The sequence below is a fragment of the Pseudomonas sp. 008 genome, from assembly GCF_016861935.1.
GTDB lineage: Bacteria > Pseudomonadota > Gammaproteobacteria > Pseudomonadales > Pseudomonadaceae > Aquipseudomonas.
Window position 1 is genome coordinate 466,849 of sequence record NZ_BOMA01000001.1, and the last position, 18,018, is coordinate 484,866.

Here is an 18,018-nt window from a genome sequence, read left to right on the forward strand (position 1 = left end):
CGCGTAAAGCGCCGCCCTCTTATGCCTTGAATCAGGCCACGATGTCCGAGAACGCCGCCTGGCCAACGGTGCTGACCAGGAAATCAGCCACGCCGTGCCCGGAGAAGTCCACCGACAACAGGCTGTTGCCGCCCGAAGTGGTCAACACTGCATCGCCTGCCGCACCGGTGAACGAGTTCACGAAATGCAGGCCGGCGCCTTTGGTGATGCCGGTCAGATCGATCTTGTCCAGGCCGCTGACAAAATCGAGGATCTGGTCGACCGCGCCTGGCTTGGAGTCGCTGCTGGCCGCGAACACGAAGGTGTCCGAACCCGAGCCGCCCCACAGTTTGTCTGCACCGCCCGCGCCGAAGAGGATGTCGTTGCCGGCACCGCCCTTCAGTTCGTTGGACACACTGTTACCGATCAACAGGTCGCTACCCGAGCCGCCAATCGCGTTCTCGATCGTGACGCCTTTGGCGATGGACACGTTGCCCACCAGGCCACCAACGTCGGAGAACGAGGCTTCATTGAGGTTGATCTTCTGGTTCTGGGTAAAGCCGGAGAAATCCAGGGTGTCCTTGCCACCCGCATCCCACACCGAGAACACGACTTTGTCCGACGACGAAGACGCGCTCAAGAAGTCGCGACCGGCGTTGGAGTTGAAACCGTAGGTGGTGTCACCGGTACGGGTGGTGGTGTTGGCACCGTAGAGTTTCTGGATGGCCGCGATATCGTCCATCAGCGGGCCGGAAGAATAAGCTTCCACGCCGCCCTTGCTGAAGTTCTGATCGGTATTGCTTTCGCTCCAGTAACTCATGACGCTGTAACCGCGGGTGTCTTGCCCGTAAGTCGCGTCATTGTAGGTCGGTGCGCCCTCGCCGGCGTTGTAATCGCCAGGGTGGGCCAGGCCCAGGGTATGACCGATTTCGTGGGTCAGGGTCTGACGGCCGTAGTTGTTCAGGTCCGGCGTCTTGTTCGGCGTGTAGCTGCTGTTGGTCAGGTACCACGAAGTACCGTCATAACCGGCGCCCGTGCCAGGCAGATAGGCGAATGCCGCTGCGCCATCCTGACCACCGCTGTAGTTGCCGAAGGTCATGTGACCGTCACCGCCGGAGGACTTCTCGGTGAAGGTGACGTTGGCCACGTCGGCCCAGGATTGCATGGCGAGCACGGCCTGGGCTTTCTGTTGCGTATTGAACTGGCTGAACCCGGTAATGCCGTGCTTGTTCATGGTGCTCGACGAGGCCGAGGTCAGGAACGTGTAGGTAAGTTCGATTTTGCCGCTGCCGTCCTTGTCCTGGTAGGCAGCGCCGTCACGCAGCAGCTGGGTAGCGGCCTGGTCGACGGAGAAGGAGGGTTTGCCATTGACCGTGAGATTGCCACCCCGATCATACTGATGGCTGAAACTATCGATCTGGTTGTAGGCAGAACTGGCGGCAGCCAATGGTGCAAAGGCCTGTTCGGCAAGATCAATAGCGTTGTCTTTTACTTTCGACATAAACACACTTCCTTGTTTAGCAATGGAACAGTTTTTGTCCGATACGACAATCTCTGGCGAGATCGTCCTATCACTCGCCCAATGAAGGCGTATGAAAACTGACACAATTCGAAATCAAACGTCTACATTTTTTTTGACGTCAAATTGAACTGTTTCGCAGAACTCCAGCAAACATTGCTTGCGCTGTCGAAAGATTGTTTTTAGTACAGGGTTTCAGCCGGATTGTCCGACAATTTCATATTTAAATATTAAATATTGGTAAGTTGTTTTTTGTTGATTGGTTCTCTTTTTTTGGACTTCCTAGTATCAGTGCCAGTGTATTGATATCAACTAAATTAAACGTCCAGTTAGTTGCCGCAGTGGACGACGACAGAGCTCCGACGACCCGTTAGTCCCGGCACCGCCCTCAGACCATGCTCGTGATTGCGGCCTGCTAGACTGATTACGCTCTGGCTTGCCAGGCCACCGCATCCGAACGGCCAAAGTCCCTGTCTCCTGATCTGGAGGTATCCCATGAGCAACAGTACCGAACTCACTACTTTTACCGGCTGGGCTGCAACGTCGGCAGGCGCTCCACTGGAGCGCTATAGCTACGACCCCGGTCCATTGGGCGCCGAGGAGGTGGAAGTCGCCGTGGAGTATTGCGGCGTCTGCCACTCCGACCAGTCGATGATCGATAACGAATGGGGCCTGAGCCACTACCCGTTTATCCCTGGCCACGAAGTGGTCGGCAGTATCGTGCGAGTGGGCGCACAGGTACGCGGTCTCGAAGTGGGACAACGGGTGGGCATCGGTTGGTACAAGGGCAGTTGCATGCATTGCTCCTCGTGTATCGAAGGCTCCCACCAGCTATGCAGCACAGTCCAACCCACCATCGTCGGCAGCAACGGCGGCTTCGCCGATCGCCTGCGTTCGCACTGGGCCTGGGCGCTTGCGATACCGGACGGACTTGACCCGGCCATGGCCGGACCGCTGTTCTGCGCGGGCTCGACGGTGTTCAACCCGCTCGTGGAATTCGACGTCAAGCCCACCGACCGGGTCGGTGTCGTGGGAATCGGCGGCCTCGGTCATCTGGCACTACGCTTCCTCAACGCATGGGGTTGCGAAGTCACGGCCTTTACCTCGTCGCTGAACAAGCAGGACGAAGCCAGGCGCCTGGGGGCACACAACGTGCTCGCCTCTACCGACAGTAACGCGCTGAAATCCATTGCCGGCACCCTGGATTTTCTCCTGGTCACCGCCAACGCCGACCTCGACTGGCCGGCCATGCTCGGCACGCTACGCGGCAAGGGTCGCCTGCACTTTGTCGGCGTCGTGCCTGGCGCTATTCCAGTGCACGTATTCAACCTGCTGCCCCAACAAAAGAGCGTGTCCGCCTCGCCGGTTGGCTCGCCCAGTAACACAGCAACCATGCTGGAGTTCTGCGCCCGCCATCAGATCTTGCCGCAAGTCGAGCACTTTCCCATGAGCCGGATCAACGACGCCATCGATCACCTGCGCAGTGGCAAAGCGCGCTATCGCGTCGTGCTGGACGCCAGCAAATGACAGACTGGCGCGTCGGGTAATACCGCACGCGCCTTTTGCCATCGCTACGTAAGGCGATCCTGGAAGCAAGCGATGTTGACCTGGTCGCTTCTGGGTGCCCCAGTTGCCCCCGGACACCTGTTCGTTTCCAAAAAAGGTACCAACCCTATGAAGGACACGACTGCTGCGCAGCCGAACGCAGCCTTCGGCAGCTGCTACGGGTCCGCGCACGCCACGGCTTTTGTAGCAGCTGGCGCAGCCTGCGTTCGGCTGCGCAGCAGTCGTAAATCATCACAGCCAACACGCATCCCACAGCGGATAATCATGAACACGTATCACCAGTCCCGCCCGAACAGGATTGGCAACGACATATCGGGCAAGACCTTTCACGTCCTCCTCTTTCCGAACCGCTCGATCGTGATAGCCCTTCTGCCACAAACGTCCGCTTCGCCCTAGCGCCTGATTAACGGCCAGACTGCTTCGGGATTTAATTCGGCACATCAGCTCGGCCAGTGTTTTATCCCGAAGTCCTACCAAACAGTGCATATGATCTGGCATCACCACCCACGTCAAAAACTCTGCCCAATGCTCCTCCTGAGCCTGATGTAATTGTTGGGCAACCAGCCTACCTAAGCGCCAATCGGTAAAAATTGGCTGCCGATCGTGAACCACAGCTGTTAACAAGTAGATGCGCCCAGGCTCCGAGTACCGCCCAATGCGTAGATGACCAGCTTTCGAACAGACAGGCATTCCATTGCCTCCTACTTACTGAAAGAGGCATGGAATCTAACCCATTGCAGTCAACCCAACCGTCGCCATTGGCCACAAAAGATGACCAATCAGCTACCGGTCCTGATCTTGTTCCACACCCGCGTCCGCACCCGGTCAATGTTCAACGGCATCGCCTCAAGGGCAAACAATTTGCCCATCATTTCCGGACTCGGATACACCTTGGTGTCGCTCTTGATCGCAGGATCGATCAGGCGGTCGGCCTGTTCGTTGCCGTTGGCGTAGTGCACGTAGTTGCTGATGCCGGCCATGACGTCGGGACGCAGCAGGTAGTTCATGAACGCGTAACCGGCTTTCTCGTCCGGGGCGTCGGCGGGCATGGCGACCATGTCGAACCAGATGGCCGCGCCTTCCTTGGGAATCGAATAGCCGATGTCCACACCGTTCCCGGCTTCCTTGGCGCGGTTTTCCGCCTGGAGAATGTCCCCGGAGAAGCCGACGGCCACGCAGATATCGCCGTTGGCCAGGTCGCTGGTGTATTTGGACGAGTGGAAATAACTGACATAGGGCCGGACTTTCATCAGCAGCGCCTCGGCCTTTTTATAGTCTTCGGGGTTCTTGCTGTGATGCGGCAGCCCCAGGTAATTCAACGCCGCCGGCAACAGTTCGGGCCCGTTGTCGAGGATCGCCACGCCGCACTTTTGCAGTTTTGCCATGTTCTCGGGCTTGAAGATCAGGTCCCAGGAATCCACTGGCGCGTTGTCGCCCAGCACAGCCTTGACCTTGGCCACGTTGTAGCCGATGCCGGTGCTGCCCCATAAATACGGGAAGCCATGCTCGTTGCCCGGGTCGTTGGCTTGTAACGTTTTGAGCAACACCGGGTTGAGGTTTTTCCAGTTCGGCAGCTGACTCTTGTCGAGTTTCTTCAGGGCCCCGCCCTCAATCTGTCGGGCCATGAAGTGGTTGGACGGGAATACCACGTCATACCCGGATGTGCCGGTCATCAATTTGCCATCAAGGGTTTCGTTGCTGTCGAAGACGTCGTAACTGAAGGCGATACCGGTTTCTTTCTGGAAGTTTTTTGTGGTGTCCGGGGCGATGTAGTCCGACCAGTTATAGATTTTCACGGTCTCGGCGGCCTGACTGAGGGTCGCGACGAGCGCAAGTGGAGCAAGCGTCAGTGTCTTTCGGATCATGGGTCGATTCCTGTATGGGTTGTTTTCTTTTTATTGGAGAACTGGCAGGCAATCAGAGATCAAAAAATCAAAACGTAGGTCTTGCGCACGGTTTCCTGGATGTCCCAGATGCCGAGGCTGTTGGCTGGCAACATCAGTGCATCGCCGGCTTCTATGTAGAGGGTTTCACCGTCATCCGGAGTGAAGGTGCAGCGACCCTGGATGAAGTGACAGAATTCCTGGGCAACGATCTGCCGGCGCCAGCGGCCGGGAGTGCATTCCCAGACGCCGGTTTCGACACCGTCGTCGCGTTCGACGCTGGTGGTCGAGGCCACCGCCACGGGCATCCCCAGCGGCACGGCGACGGGCGTTGACTCTTCCAGCTTCAGGGTTGCGGTGTTCTTGAAGTGAGTGATTGGCATGGGGGAGTACCTGTCGATTGAGAAAACGCCATTCAGTGCATGAAACCTTCCATGAACCCGGCAACCCGGCCGGCCAGTTTGCGACGCCAGGGCGCGGTGGACGGGTTGGCCAGGGTCTGGTCTTCGTGAACGAAGCTGCGGATGATTGCGTTGTAGCCCAGCCAGCGGCAGGGCTCCGGCTCCCACGCCTTGAGCGCGTCGAGACCGCCCTGAGCAATCACCCACGGCTGGCGCACCAACTCGGTATCGCGCTGAAGAATCAGATCGGCCAGCGTCCGCCCGCCGAGGTTGCTGGCACCGACGCCCTCCCCGCCATAACCGCCCGACAAGGCGATGCCGCTGGCCTGATCGCAGAGCATGTGCGGCTTGAAGCGCCGGGACATCCCCAGGTTTCCGCCCCAGGCGTGGGTGATTCGCACGTTCTTGAGCTGCGGGAAGAGTTCACCGAACAGGTAGCGTCGCAACTGCACTTCGCTGGCGCTCAGCTCGAAGTCATGGCGCAACTTGCCAGCAAACTGATAGCCGCCACGGGCGCCGAACACCAGACGGTTGTCGGCCGTGCGCTGGCCGTAGGTCACCTGGCGGCTGCTTTCGCTGAACGCCTGACCATGGCTGAGGCCGATGTCGTCCCAGGTCGCGGCGGACAGCGGTTCGGTCGCCACCAGTAAACTCTGCACGGGCAATTGATAACGGCCCAGCGGCGGCAACGTGACCGCGTAACCTTCTACCGCCGGCACGATCCAGCGGCTGCGAACCTGCGCGTTGGTTGTACGCAGACTGCCCGACTGCCATTGGGTGACCGGGCTGTTCTCGTAGATGTTGACCCCCATGCGCTCCACCGTCCGTGCCAGACCTCGCACCAACTTTGCCGGGTGAAAGGTCGCCACGTGCGGTGCATAGATACCGCCATAAGGTTTGGCGATTCTGATCTGTTGCGCCAATTGCTCGGGGTTGAGCCAGCGGTAGTCGGCCTCGGTCAGCCCTTGGCGGTAGAGCGCGTCCAGATAATCGCGCAGGCTGGCTTCCTGTTCCGGGTAACGGGCCGCACAGTAAAGCGCCCCGCCCTTGCGATAATCACAGTCGATGCCTTCTCGTTCGAGGACGATTTCTACTTCATCGGGGATGCCGTGCAGCAGATCGTAAGAGGCGCGACGTTGTTCGACCGGTAAACCGGCGAGCAAGCGATCCTCGCCCAGCAGGTTGCCCATCAACCAGCCGCCGTTACGGCCCGACGCACCAAAACCCGCGGTTTGGGCTTCGACAATGGCGATGTTCAGTCCCGGCGCCAGGCGTTTGAGGTAGTACGCGGTCCAGAGCCCGGTGTACCCGGCGCCGATGATGGCCACGTCGACGTCCAGGTCCTTTTCCAGCGCCGGGCGCGCCAGTAACGGCTCGTCGAGTTGATCCATCCACAAACTGATCGTGCGCCACGCTGCCATGCCAGACTCCGCCACTCAATACTTCGATGGCGTCGATCCTAGTGCGTGGGTTCAGGGGCTGTCTTGCGCGCGTGCACGCAAAGAAATTTGTTTGGCGTAAGCCTTGGGCGACAGACCGGTGTGCTGGCGGAAACAGCTGTAAAACGCCGACAGCGAATTGAAGCCTGCGGCAAAGGCCAGCTCATCGATACGCAGTGGTGGAGTGGCGCTGTCCAGTGCCGCGAGCAAATGCTGCAACCGCGCCTGATTGACGTAACGGTAGAAGCTTTGGCCGAGCACCTGGTTCAACAAGTAGGAAATCTGATTGCGGCTGTATCCGCACTCCTTCGCCACCCGTTGCAGGTCGAGTTCGGGATCCAGGTACGGCTGCTGCCCCTGGAAATACTGCTGCAAGTCTTCGGCCATGAAGCTCAGCTGTCGCGGTGACAGCCCGAGCCGACTGACCGCCGGGCGCAGGTTGCGGGGGGCTTTGCCGGACGTTTGTTCGTGTACGAGGGTGGCGTATTCATTGATCCGCCAGATCAGCCCGTCACGCACGGTGATCGCCTCGCTGGTCCGAAACGACACCAGCCCTTCACCGCCGCGAAGGGTGATGCGGTATTGAATGAACGCCGTGTCGCCATCCAGTCGAATACGGTCCGAGTGCTCCAGCGCCTCATCCGGATCCCGGGGCATGCTGTCACGCACGTAGTCGCGCAACGCGTCCAGCCCCATCACTCGGTTCTGGAAAAAGTCGTTGTACTGAATGTCCGGGTGATAAAGCGCCATCACACCATCCAGATCCCGGTGCTTCCAGCGCAGGTGGTAACGCATGACCGTGTCGCCCGTGGCCTGGGTTTGCGACGGACCATCATCATCGGCGTGCATAGAGGACTCGACGAGAAAAAAACGAGCTTGCCGAAGTTCGGTCCGGGCTTCAATGACCAATGGGATGCCCGGTAATGCTGGCCCTTGGCCGAGATGCCGGTATCTCATGACCTGCATCAAAAAAAACTGAACCAATCGCTGAACGGTCTGAAAAATTCCACATGATTTTCACATCCGGGTGCTACTTTTAAAGACAGTCACCGGTTGAGCCATTGAAGGCTCTTCCCTCCTAACATGAGCTAAAGGAAGCGCTCGATGAAGAAGGTGGGCAACACATGAATCAAGGTTCATTCAGCAAGGTCACTTTTCCAAATGCCTGCCAGCTGATGCGCTGGCATTTTCATCCCATGGGTTTCGAAGCGACCATGGATGCACCGGGCAGCATGGTTGCTCGTCTATTCGACCGAGCCAGCGGCGAAACCATGATCGCCATTGCCGGCATTCCTTGTGCAACGGTCATGAATGCCGCCGATGTAGAGCGGATTATCGAAGCGGTCGAGGATGAGCTGGAAGCGTTCATTCCTCCGCAGACGCTCAGGAGTTATGCCTGACAGCCAACACCCGACAAAAAGCCCGCTTATCGATTTAGCGGGCTTTTTGTAGCAGCTGTCGAGCCCGATCGGCTTGTAGCAGCTGTCGAGCCTGCGAGGCTGCGTTCGGCGGCGAAGCCGTCGTAAAATCAGAGCTCACGGTGTATCAGGCAGACTATGTCAACCGGATTCACGACGGCTTCGCCGCCGAACGCTGCCTCGCGCTGCTCGACAGCTGCTACAAGGAATGCGTCGCCGCAACTTGCATCAGCGCCTGGGCCAGATCGGCGCGTAGGTCTTCGACATCCTCCACCCCCACAGACAAACGCACCAGCGCATCGCTGATGCCTAGCTGTGCGCGTGTTTCTGCGGGAATGGTGGCGTGAGTCATGATTGCCGGGTGCTCGATCAGGCTTTCCACCCCGCCCAGGCTCTCGGCCAAGGCAAAGATCCGCACACTCTCGAGAAAACGTCTGGCGCCCGTCAGGTCGCTGTTCAGCTCGACGGAAATCATCCCGCCGAACCCGCGCATCTGCCGCCGCGCCAATTCGTGCTGCGGGTGCGATGGCAGGCCCGGATAATACACGCGTGCCACTTGCGGCTGACGCTCCAGCCATTGCGCCAACTCCAGCGCGTTGCTGCAATGACGTTCCATGCGCAGCGCCAGGGTCTTCACCCCGCGCAAGGTGAGGAACGCGTCGAACGGCCCGGCGATCGCCCCCACTGCGTTCTGCAGAAAGCCCAGGCGCTCGGCCAGTTCCGCATTCTGCCCGACCACTGCAATGCCGCCGATCACGTCGGAATGACCATTGAGGTACTTGGTCGTCGAGTGCAGCACGATATCGAAGCCCAATTCCAGAGGACGCTGGATCCACGGACTGGCGAAGGTGTTGTCCGCCACGCAGATGATGCCTCGCTCGCGACAGATCCGCGCGACGGCGGCGAGGTCGGTCAGGCTTAACAAAGGATTGCTCGGCGTCTCGACCCAAACCATCCGCGTGTCGTCCTGCAGCGCGGCTTCGAAGGTCGCCAGATCAGTCATATCGACGAAGCTGAAGCGATGCCCGGCGCTGCGCCGGCGTACCCGCTCGAACAGGCGGAAAGTCCCACCATACAGATCATTGCCGGAGACGATGTGCGCGCCTGCGTCGAGTAGTTCGAGTACGGTGCCGATCGCCGCCAGTCCGGAAGCAAAGGCGAACGCCTGGGTGCCGCCCTCAAGGTCCGCCACGCAACGCTCCAGCGCAAAGCGCGTCGGGTTGTGCGAACGCCCGTAATCGAAGCCCTTGTGCACACCGGGACTCTGCTGCGCATAGGTGGAGTTGGCGTAAATCGGCGGCATCAGCGCCCCGGTGGTCGGGTCCGGTGTTTGTCCCGCGTGGATCACACGGGTGGCAAAGCCCCGTGGCGCGGTGCTTTCATCGTGCTGACTCATGCCAGGGACCTCCGCAAATGATTGAGCATGTCGACGCGGGTAATCAGGCCATGGAAGCCCGAGGTGTCGGCAATGATCGCCACCAGCCCACGGTCGAGCACCGCCTCCAGCTCAGCAAGACTGGCGCCGGGAGGCAGGGTTTCGAGCTTGTCGGTCATCGCGCTGGTCACAGTCATGCGAAAATGCGTAGCGTCTTCATGCACGCCAAACAGAATATCGGACTCGTCGATGACCCCGACCAGCCGCTGCCCATCCACCAGCACCGGCAGTTGCGACACATCCGCCAGGCGCATGCGCTGGAAGGCGGTGAGCAAGGTATCGTCCGGCCCCACGCTGACCACCCGGCCATCCTCGAAACGCCGGGCGATCAGGTCACGCAAATCGCCGTAGCGTTTGCGCGCAAGCAGGCCCTGATCGTTCATCCACTGGTCGTTATAGATCTTCGACAGATAACGGGTGCCGGTGTCGCAAACGAAACTGACCACCCGCTTCGGCTCGGTTTGCTCGCGGCAATAGCGCAATGCCGCCGCCAGCAAGGTGCCAGTCGAAGAGCCGCCGAGAATGCCTTCGGCGCGCAGCAGTTGGCGGGCATGATCGAAGCTTTCCTCGTCGCTGATCGAATAGGCCTTGCGCACGCTGGAAAGGTCGGCAATCGACGGAATGAAGTCCTCGCCGATGCCCTCCACCGCCCAAGAGCCCGGCGTACCGAGGATCCCGCTGCGGCTGTACTCGGCCATCACCGAGCCGACCGGGTCGGCCAGCACCATTTCCAGATTCGGTTGTACGCGCTGAAAGAAACGAGTCAGCCCGGTCAGCGTGCCGGCCGAACCGACGCCGACGACAATGGCATCCACATCATGCTGAGTCTGCGCCCAGATCTCCGGCGCGGTGCTGCACTCGTGGGCCAGCGGGTTGGCCGGGTTGTTGAATTGATCGGCGAAGAACGCGTCGGGAATATCCTTGGTCAATCGCGCCGCGACATCCTGGTAATAATCGGGATGGCCCTTGCCGACGTCGGAACGGGTGATGTGCACTTCGGCGCCCATCGCCTTGAGGTGCAGGACCTTCTCGGTGGACATTTTGTCCGGCACCACCAGCACCACCCGGTAACCCTTGGCGCGGCCAACCAGTGCCAGCCCCAGACCGGTGTTGCCGGCCGTGGCCTCGACGATGGTGCCGCCGGGGCGCAGGCGACCATCGCGCTCGGCGGCGTCGATCATCGCCAGGCCGATGCGATCCTTGATCGATCCACCGGGGTTCTGCGATTCGAGTTTGAGAAACAGCGTGCATGGGCCGGTATCGAAGCGGCTGACACGCACCAGCGGCGTATTGCCGATCAGTTCGAGCACGGCGGGACGGGAGTTGTTCGGCATGTCGTCACCTCGCAGCGGAATCCGCACTGGATGGACAGCGACCCGCGGCGAGCATCGCGCGCCAGTCGCCAGCAAAGCCTCGCTTGGACCATAGGCCGGGATTGCGCGCCCCGCAACTTTTCGTAGCCAGTCGGTAACGTCGTCGCCTGAACGCCGCTACCTGAGAGTTCCCGGTTTCATGCAGGCACTTTTCCCTGACGGTGATCAGCAAAAAACGCCTTGCCCTTGCCGATCCGGTCGGAGGCCTTGGGCGTGTTCGCCGCCTGGGTATCCTGGCCATCGACATACCAGTAGCAATGACTCACCGCGCGAGTGATGCCCACGTAGGCCAGACGCAGGATCTCGTCTTTCTGCGCGCTGTCGTAGGGCTCGCTGTCGCCGGCCTTGCCGAGCCCGGCCATGCGATAGACCTGGTTCTTGTAAGGCGAACTGGTCAGATGCTGGCAATCGCCCAGCAGGAATACCGCATCAGCTTGCAGGCCCTTGGCGCTGTGATAGGTCAGTTGCTTGAGCCGTCGCGCGTCGTACGGCAAGCTAGAATCCACATTAACTACAGACTGAATATGCTCTTCTATCAATGACTTATCGCTACTTTTTCGATAAAGCATCAAGATTGAATCGCCTTTCCTGTAGTGCTCGATCAGGCGCTGGGCCATGCCCTGGTCATCCCGATCGAGGACGTTCACCGGCAGCAACGCCTTGGGTTCGCCGCTGGCCTTGGCCTTCTTGCCGGCGATTGCCGGTGCGGCGCGGACGATGTGCTCCGCCGCGTCGATGATGTGCTGATGGCTGCGGTAATTGTCACTGAGCATCACCTTGGTCGTGCTCGGCGACGGGAACTCCTTGTTGAACTCCATGAAGTAGCTCGGCGAACTGCCACGCCAGCCGTAGATCGATTGCCAGTCGTCCCCCACACACAGCAATGACGAACGTTGCGCCCCGCGCCCTACGTGCATGGCCGGGCCACGACTGCGGATCTCGGCCAGGCTGGCGCGAATCCAGGAAACGATCTGCGGCGACACGTCCTGGAACTCATCGATCATCAAGTGCGACATTGGCCTGAGCAGTTCATCGCCGAGCAACTTGAGATTCTCCGGTGAATGCTCGCTGAACAGGGCAAACATCCGGTTGTAGGTCATCACGGGTGGCGATTGATCCAGCAGATGATCTTCCAGCGCTCGCCAGAACAGGCTCAAGGCCTCGAAGAAGAATCGGTCCGGGTCATCTTTGGCGAAACTCATCTGGCCCACGGCATTGGGCACATCCAGGCCGAGGTTTTCGATAAACCCGGCTGCCGCGACAAAACAGTCCAGCAACGGCGCGGAAGCCAGCTCGCCCTTGACCTTGTAATCGAAGCCCGGCCCGGCGCTGGCGTCACCGGCAAGCGACGCCAAAACACGTTTTGAAGATTCGTAACTATCGAGCCATATCAATGGCTTACGACAGAAAGCTTGAAACAGGGTGCGCTTTACAGCCCATTCCGCACGCACGGTCAGCTTGGCATTCGGGCGACTGACCTGGGGATTTTCCCGAGGATCGAAACCCAGCACCACCCAGGCATCCAGCGCCGGAATGTAACCGTGGCAATGAAAGGTCGAACCGTTGATGTCGAAGGTCTGACGATTCGGCTCGATGCCCTTGATCGGCCAGGCGCCGGCGCGAAACCACAGGTCCTCGATGGTGTCGCACAGCTCTTCATCGCGCTTGGCCGCCAGTTCAGTCACCGCCATGCGCTTTTGCACGTCCGGGTGATCACGTTCCAGTTCCTTGAGCTGCAAGGCGTGACGAGACAACGGCTTGATCAACTCGCGGAAACGCTCATCGCGGGTATGCAGGCTGTGATAGCAGGCGTTGAGTTGCTGACGCTGGGCGTCGTTGATTCGCAGGTCGAAGGGGCTGCTGTCGACCTCCTCATCGGCGCCCTGCGCGCGAAAGCTGAGGTTTTCGAAGGCTTGTAGCCGTTCGAAACCCGGCAGGCTGCGTACCATTGGCAGGATCCGCGAATGAAAAGTGCGCACCAGGTCCCGCGCTTCTTTGAAGCTGAGCGCCCGGCCCCACACGGCAAACAGTTCGATCAGCTTATTGATGAAGTCCTTGCGCGACTCGCGGGTGAAGGTCACCACGGTCATCGAGCTCAGCTCAAACCCCAGGTAATGGCTGAGCAGCAGGATACGCAACACCAGGGTGGTCGACTTGCCCGCGCCCGCGCCGGCGATCACCGAAGTCGACGGTGTGTCACTGAAGATCATTTTCCATTGGGCAGCGCTCGGCTGGGCATGCGCAGGCAGCAGTCGCGCCACGTCGGCCTTCATGCGCTTCTTCAGCTCGGCGCTCAATGGCAGGCGCCAATCGTCGAACAGGTTGTCATCGACGTTGGGCGGTCGATGCTCGGTGGAGCGCGAGTCGCGGATCAGCAGCACTTGCCGGCCTTCTTCCAGACCCTCGAGCTTGCCTTCCTTATAGCCGTATTCCACGCCAGCGCTGTGACCGCTGCGAAAACCGTCGGCTTGCCCGTGCAGCCAGGACGCACGGTGTTGCGCGCGCAAGCGGGTCAGGCCGTGGCCAAAGAACCGGGCGGCCAGACGTTTGAGCAAAGGCATCTCGGCCAAGGGACGAAGTTCGGGCGGAAGATCGGGTGTGTGTTGCGGCACGCAGGCGGACTCCAGTGTGTGAGGCTGTCGAGGGCTATGGTGTCTGCATTTGCCGTTGAGTTCTAGTGAAATGCTTACAGGTCATTGGCTTATGCGATGAAGTGAAGGCTGGATGAGAAAAATTCGAGATTATTCGATATCAAATAATTCGATTGTATTGAGGCATTTTTTACGCTTTTTATCGATGGGTACCTGATGGATGATACTGACCATCAACCACCGGTTCTCGTTTGTGGCTCAGACGTTCTGCCCCATGACGAACCTTTTTCAGGAGACGATCATGCTTGAACTCAGACCTTTCAACTCCCTGGGCGGCGCGCACCATGGCTGGCTGGATGCCCATCACCACTTTTCGTTCGCCGAGTACTACGACCCCAAACGCATGAACTGGGGCAACCTGCGGGTGTGGAACGATGATGTGATTGCCCCCGGCACCGGGTTCCCGCAACACCCGCACCGGGACATGGAAATCATCACCTACGTTCGTGAAGGCGCGATTACCCACCAGGACAACCTGGGCAACAAGGGCCGTACCGAAGCCGGTGATGTGCAGGTCATGAGCGCCGGCACCGGGATCGCCCACAGTGAATACAACCTGGAAGCGACCGAGACCCGGATCTTTCAGATCTGGATCATCCCCAACGAAACCGGTCTGGCACCGTCGTGGGGCGCCAAGCCCTTCCCCAAAGGCCAGCGCGAAGGCTTCGTGACCCTGGCCAGTGGCAAGGCCGGCGACGATCAAAGCCTACGGATTCGCGCCGATGCGCGTCTGGTGGCGGCCAACCTGAAAGCCGGGGAAACGGCTGAATATCGTCTGGACAGTGGCCGTCGCGCTTATCTGGTGCCAGCGACAGGAGCGATTGAAGTCAATGGCTTGCGCGCACAAGCTCGAGACGGGGTTGCGATAGCCGATGAGCAAGTGTTGCGGGTGACTGCGATTGAGGACAGTGAAATCGTGTTGGTGGATTTGGCTTGATAAGGTAAATGCGCGACAAAAAAAGGGGCGACCGTTAATGGTCGCCCCTTTTTTATGTGTAGCCATTTTGGTGAGGGGATTTACCGTGGCGAGGGGGCTTGCCCCCGTTGGGTTGCGAAGCAGCCCCAAAACCAGCAAGCGCGGCGCATCAGGTACACCGCATGCAATGGTTTACGACTGCTTCGCAGCCGAACGGGGGCAAGCCCCCTCGCCACAGGCAAGCTCCCTCACCACAGGACTTTCAATCACTTCGCAGAAATTGCGCCATCTACCAATGTCTGAGCCTCGGCCACCAGTTGTTTCAGGTGGTCGTCACTGACAAAGCTTTCTGCGTAAATCTTGTAGATGTCCTCGGTGCCCGACGGCCGAGCCGCGAACCAGCCGTTCTCGGTCATGACTTTCAGGCCGCCGATGGCCTGGTCGTTGCCCGGTGCATGGCTGAGGATGCTCTGGATCGCTTCGCCCGCCAGTTGAGTCGAGGTGACCTGCTCCGGCGACAATTTGCTCAGCAGAGCTTTCTGTTCAGGGTTGGCCTTGGCGTCAACGCGTACCGAGAACGGCTCACCCAGTTCATCGGTCAACGCGCGATAGGCCTGGCTTGGATCACGGCCCGTGCGAGCGGTCATTTCAGCGGCCAGCAGCGCCGGAATCAAACCGTCCTTATCGGTACTCCAGACTCCGCCGTCCTTACGCAGGAACGACGCACCGGCACTTTCTTCACCGCCAAAACCCAGGGAGCCGTCGAACAGACCGTCGGCAAACCATTTGAAACCGACCGGTACTTCGTACAAACGACGGCCCAGACGTTTGGCGACGCGATCGATCAAGCCGCTGCTGACCACGGTTTTACCCACGGCCGCATCGGCGCGCCACTGTGGACGGTTCTGGAACAGGTAGTCGATCGACACCGCGAGGTAGTTGTTCGGCGCCAGCAAACCACCGGACGGGGTCACGATGCCATGGCGGTCGTGATCCGGGTCGCAGGCAAACGCCACGTCGAAACGCTCTTTCAGGCCGATCAGGCCTTGCATCGCGTGACTGGAAGATGGGTCCATGCGGATCTGCCCGTCCCAGTCAACGGTCATGAAACGGAACGTTGCATCAACCTGTTTATTTACCACTTCCAGGTCCAGGCGGTAGTGCTCGGCAATTGCCGACCAGTAGCGCACCCCTGCTCCGCCCAGCGGATCGACACCCAGACGCAGCTTCGCATCGCGGATGGCGTCGAAGTCGATCACGTTGATCAGGTCAGCGACATAGGTGTTGAGGTAATCATGACGATGGGTAGTGCTGGCCTTCAGGGCCTGCTCGTAGCTGATGCGTTTGACGCCGGCGAGTTTGGCTGCCAGCAACTCGTTGGCCTTGGCTTCGATCCACTTGGTGATGTGGGTATCGGCCGGGCCGCCGTTGGTTGGGTTGTACTTGTAGCCACCGCTTTGCGGCGGGTTGTGGGACGGCGTGATGACGATGCCGTCCGCCAGGCCTGAAGTGCGCCCGCGGTTGTAGCAAAGAATCGCATGGGAAATGGCCGGCGTCGGAGTGTACTCGTCGCCTTCGGCGATCATCACCGTCACACCGTTCGCTGCCAGCACTTCCAGGGCGCTGGCACCGGCCGGCGTGGACAGCGCGTGGGTGTCGATCCCGACGAACAGCGGGCCATCGATGCCCTGGGCTTCGCGGTACAGGCAGATCGCCTGGCTGATGGCCAGGACGTGCCATTCGTTGAAACTCAAGTCGAACGAGCTACCTCGGTGTCCGGACGTGCCGAAGGCGACGCGCTGGGTAGAAATGGCTGCATCGGGCTGGCCGGTGTAATAGGCCGTTACCAGTCGCGGGATGTCGACCAACAGTTCTGCCGGTGCCGGTTTGCCCGCAAAAGGACTGAGTGTCATGCAAAACCTCTGAGAGAGAGTAGTTCGGGATAGGAACGCAGTTTACTGACAGTTTGGCTGTCGCGCGACGTTATCGAATGTCAGGTTCCGAGGAGCTCTGGCGCCTCGGCTCAATCGATCGACTCCAGACGCAAGGCATCCCCAAGCAGCCCCAGTGCAGCGACGAGCTCGTGGTCGCCACCGAACGTATGACTCAGGCGCAAGTGTTGCGCGTGCAGGCCCTGCAGACTGAACAACTCCCCCGGTGCGATGACCACTTGCTGCTTGAGCAGTCTCTGGAACACTCGATGTACATTGACCTGGCGCAACGAGCGAATCCACACCGTCGCCCCGCCCTGGGGCTCGACGAAATGCAGCGATTCCGGCAGACGCTCCTGGAGCAGTTGGGTCATCAGCACCATGCGCTCCTTGAGCAGTCGACGCAACACCAGCAGGTGTTGATCGATACGTCCGTTGCTGTACAGCCGTGCGATGGCTTTCTGACGAATCAGCGACAAACGGAATGCCCGCAGCAGAAAGTGCCGTTGCAGTTCGGCACGCAGTTGTCGCGAGAGCAGGTAACCAAAGGGTGCCTCCGAGCCAATGATTTTCTCGAAAGTGGAAAACACGATCAGCCGATCAGGGTCCACCAGGTCGCGAAACCGCAAGCCGCTCGGTTCGAATTCGAGCTCGCCGTAACAATCGTTTTCCAACACCCAACAGCCATGCCGTTCCAGCAGTTGCGCAGTGGACTGCCGGTTGTCGTCAGGCGCCACGCTCCCGCGCGGCATGTTCAGTCCAGATGAAAGCATCATCAGTCGCACCCGCCCGGTCTCGAGCAGTTCTCTCAGCTGTTCGAGATCCAGGCCACCACAGGCTTGCAGCGGCAGCTCGACAACCTGCACGTCTGCGTCCTGGAACAAGCGCAGAATCACCCAATCGCACGGCGACTCGACCACCACCACCGAATCTTTGAGCTCAAGAACGGCGATCAATATTTCAAGTACGCCGCGCATATCTGCGCCGATATAGACATCATCGGCATGCCAGCAGCGCGTCGGTGAAGTGGTGTAGCGTGCGGCAAGGGCCGTGCGCAGTTCCAACTCGCCGCAGGGTTGTGAAGACGGTTGCGGCTGGCGCGGATACTGGCGCAGCAATTCTCTCTCCAGCAACAACAACGGGCTGTCCAGGGGTTGTAACAACGCCGGTTCATCGGCGCTCAACACCAGCATGCCGGGGCGCCTGGCGTTGACATAGACCGTTTCGAGCAGGTCTTTGCCGCTGCCGGGCAGGCCGATAGAGGGCACCGGCAGTGCGTAATAACCTGACTTGGCAACCGAATAGATGCGTCCTTCCTTCTCCAGCAGCGAATAGGCGTATTGAATGGTCGAAATCGACACACTCAAACGATCCGCCAACTGCCGCAATGAGGGCAGGCGCACTCGCACGTCGCTGCCCGGCTCATTGATCAGATTGTTCAGGTAGCGGTACACCGCCTGGTACGCGAAATCGGAATCTCGTGATCCTTTCATGGGTGATGACCGAA

General features: G+C 59.7%; 14 protein-coding genes. 3 read left to right on the top strand and 11 right to left on the bottom strand.

Going from position 1 to position 18,018, the window contains the following annotated elements; all coding sequences use genetic code 11:
* Positions 1-31: 31 nt before the first annotated feature.
* Entirely contained in the window at positions 32-1,480 is a 1,449-nt protein-coding gene (locus tag JUI81_RS01985; protein WP_018926004.1) for a serralysin family metalloprotease, read from the bottom strand.
* Between the two features lie 513 nt (positions 1,481-1,993).
* On the opposite strand from JUI81_RS01985, the gene JUI81_RS01990 reads away from it, so the two are divergent.
* Complete coding sequence (locus JUI81_RS01990; RefSeq protein ID WP_028940548.1) at positions 1,994-3,025, top strand: NAD(P)-dependent alcohol dehydrogenase; 1,032 nt, start codon at positions 1,994-1,996, stop codon at positions 3,023-3,025.
* Positions 3,026-3,295: 270 nt separating this feature from the next.
* Here JUI81_RS01990 and JUI81_RS01995 read toward each other — a convergent pair whose 3' ends face one another.
* The 5 genes from JUI81_RS01995 to JUI81_RS02015 form a co-directional block, all read right to left on the bottom strand.
* Positions 3,296-3,754 carry a transposase gene (locus JUI81_RS01995; protein WP_204123558.1) on the bottom strand — a complete coding sequence of 153 codons (459 nt, stop codon included), beginning with the start codon at positions 3,752-3,754 and terminating at the stop codon, positions 3,296-3,298.
* An 89-nt stretch (positions 3,755-3,843) separates the two neighbouring features.
* Positions 3,844-4,929: a polyamine ABC transporter substrate-binding protein gene (locus JUI81_RS02000; protein WP_204123559.1), complete on the bottom strand. Its 1,086-nt coding sequence runs from the start codon at positions 4,927-4,929 to the stop codon at positions 3,844-3,846.
* A 59-nt stretch (positions 4,930-4,988) separates the two neighbouring features.
* Positions 4,989-5,330, bottom strand: coding sequence for a cupin domain-containing protein (locus JUI81_RS02005; RefSeq protein WP_019579016.1), 342 nt, complete (start codon positions 5,328-5,330; stop codon positions 4,989-4,991).
* A gap of 32 nt (positions 5,331-5,362) precedes the next feature.
* A complete protein-coding gene (locus JUI81_RS02010) occupies positions 5,363-6,769 on the bottom strand; it encodes an FAD-binding oxidoreductase (RefSeq protein ID WP_204123560.1) in 1,407 nt (468 codons plus the stop codon).
* A 51-nt stretch (positions 6,770-6,820) separates the two neighbouring features.
* Positions 6,821-7,636 carry an AraC family transcriptional regulator gene (locus JUI81_RS02015; RefSeq protein WP_096480183.1) on the bottom strand — a complete coding sequence of 272 codons (816 nt, stop codon included), beginning with the start codon at positions 7,634-7,636 and terminating at the stop codon, positions 6,821-6,823.
* A 275-nt stretch (positions 7,637-7,911) separates the two neighbouring features.
* On the opposite strand from JUI81_RS02015, the gene JUI81_RS02020 reads away from it, so the two are divergent.
* Entirely contained in the window at positions 7,912-8,187 is a 276-nt protein-coding gene (locus JUI81_RS02020) for a DUF1652 domain-containing protein (RefSeq protein WP_018926009.1), read from the top strand.
* 217 nt (positions 8,188-8,404) lie between these two features.
* Here the strand turns inward: JUI81_RS02020 and JUI81_RS02025 are convergent, their stop codons facing one another.
* From JUI81_RS02025 to JUI81_RS02035, 3 genes are all read right to left on the bottom strand, one after another.
* Complete coding sequence (locus JUI81_RS02025) at positions 8,405-9,601, bottom strand: cystathionine gamma-synthase (RefSeq protein WP_028940547.1); 1,197 nt, start codon at positions 9,599-9,601, stop codon at positions 8,405-8,407.
* Positions 9,598-10,974 carry a pyridoxal-phosphate dependent enzyme gene (locus JUI81_RS02030; RefSeq protein WP_019579020.1) on the bottom strand — a complete coding sequence of 459 codons (1,377 nt, stop codon included), beginning with the start codon at positions 10,972-10,974 and terminating at the stop codon, positions 9,598-9,600. Before JUI81_RS02030 ends, JUI81_RS02025 begins: the two co-directional genes overlap by 4 nt.
* Before the next feature lie 176 nt (positions 10,975-11,150).
* Positions 11,151-13,625: a UvrD-helicase domain-containing protein gene (locus JUI81_RS02035; protein ID WP_204123561.1), complete on the bottom strand. Its 2,475-nt coding sequence runs from the start codon at positions 13,623-13,625 to the stop codon at positions 11,151-11,153.
* A gap of 280 nt (positions 13,626-13,905) precedes the next feature.
* Between JUI81_RS02035 and JUI81_RS02040 the strand changes: the two genes are divergently transcribed.
* Entirely contained in the window at positions 13,906-14,601 is a 696-nt protein-coding gene (locus tag JUI81_RS02040) for a pirin family protein (RefSeq protein ID WP_019579022.1), read from the top strand.
* Between the two features lie 245 nt (positions 14,602-14,846).
* Here the strand turns inward: JUI81_RS02040 and pgm are convergent, their stop codons facing one another.
* Together pgm and JUI81_RS02050 are read right to left on the bottom strand one after the other, a co-directional pair.
* Positions 14,847-16,493, bottom strand: a complete 1,647-nt coding sequence (pgm, locus tag JUI81_RS02045; protein ID WP_019579023.1) for a phosphoglucomutase (alpha-D-glucose-1,6-bisphosphate-dependent) — start codon at positions 16,491-16,493, stop codon at positions 14,847-14,849.
* A 110-nt stretch (positions 16,494-16,603) separates the two neighbouring features.
* Entirely contained in the window at positions 16,604-18,004 is a 1,401-nt protein-coding gene (locus JUI81_RS02050) for a PLP-dependent aminotransferase family protein (protein WP_019579024.1), read from the bottom strand.
* Positions 18,005-18,018: the final 14 nt, after the last annotated feature.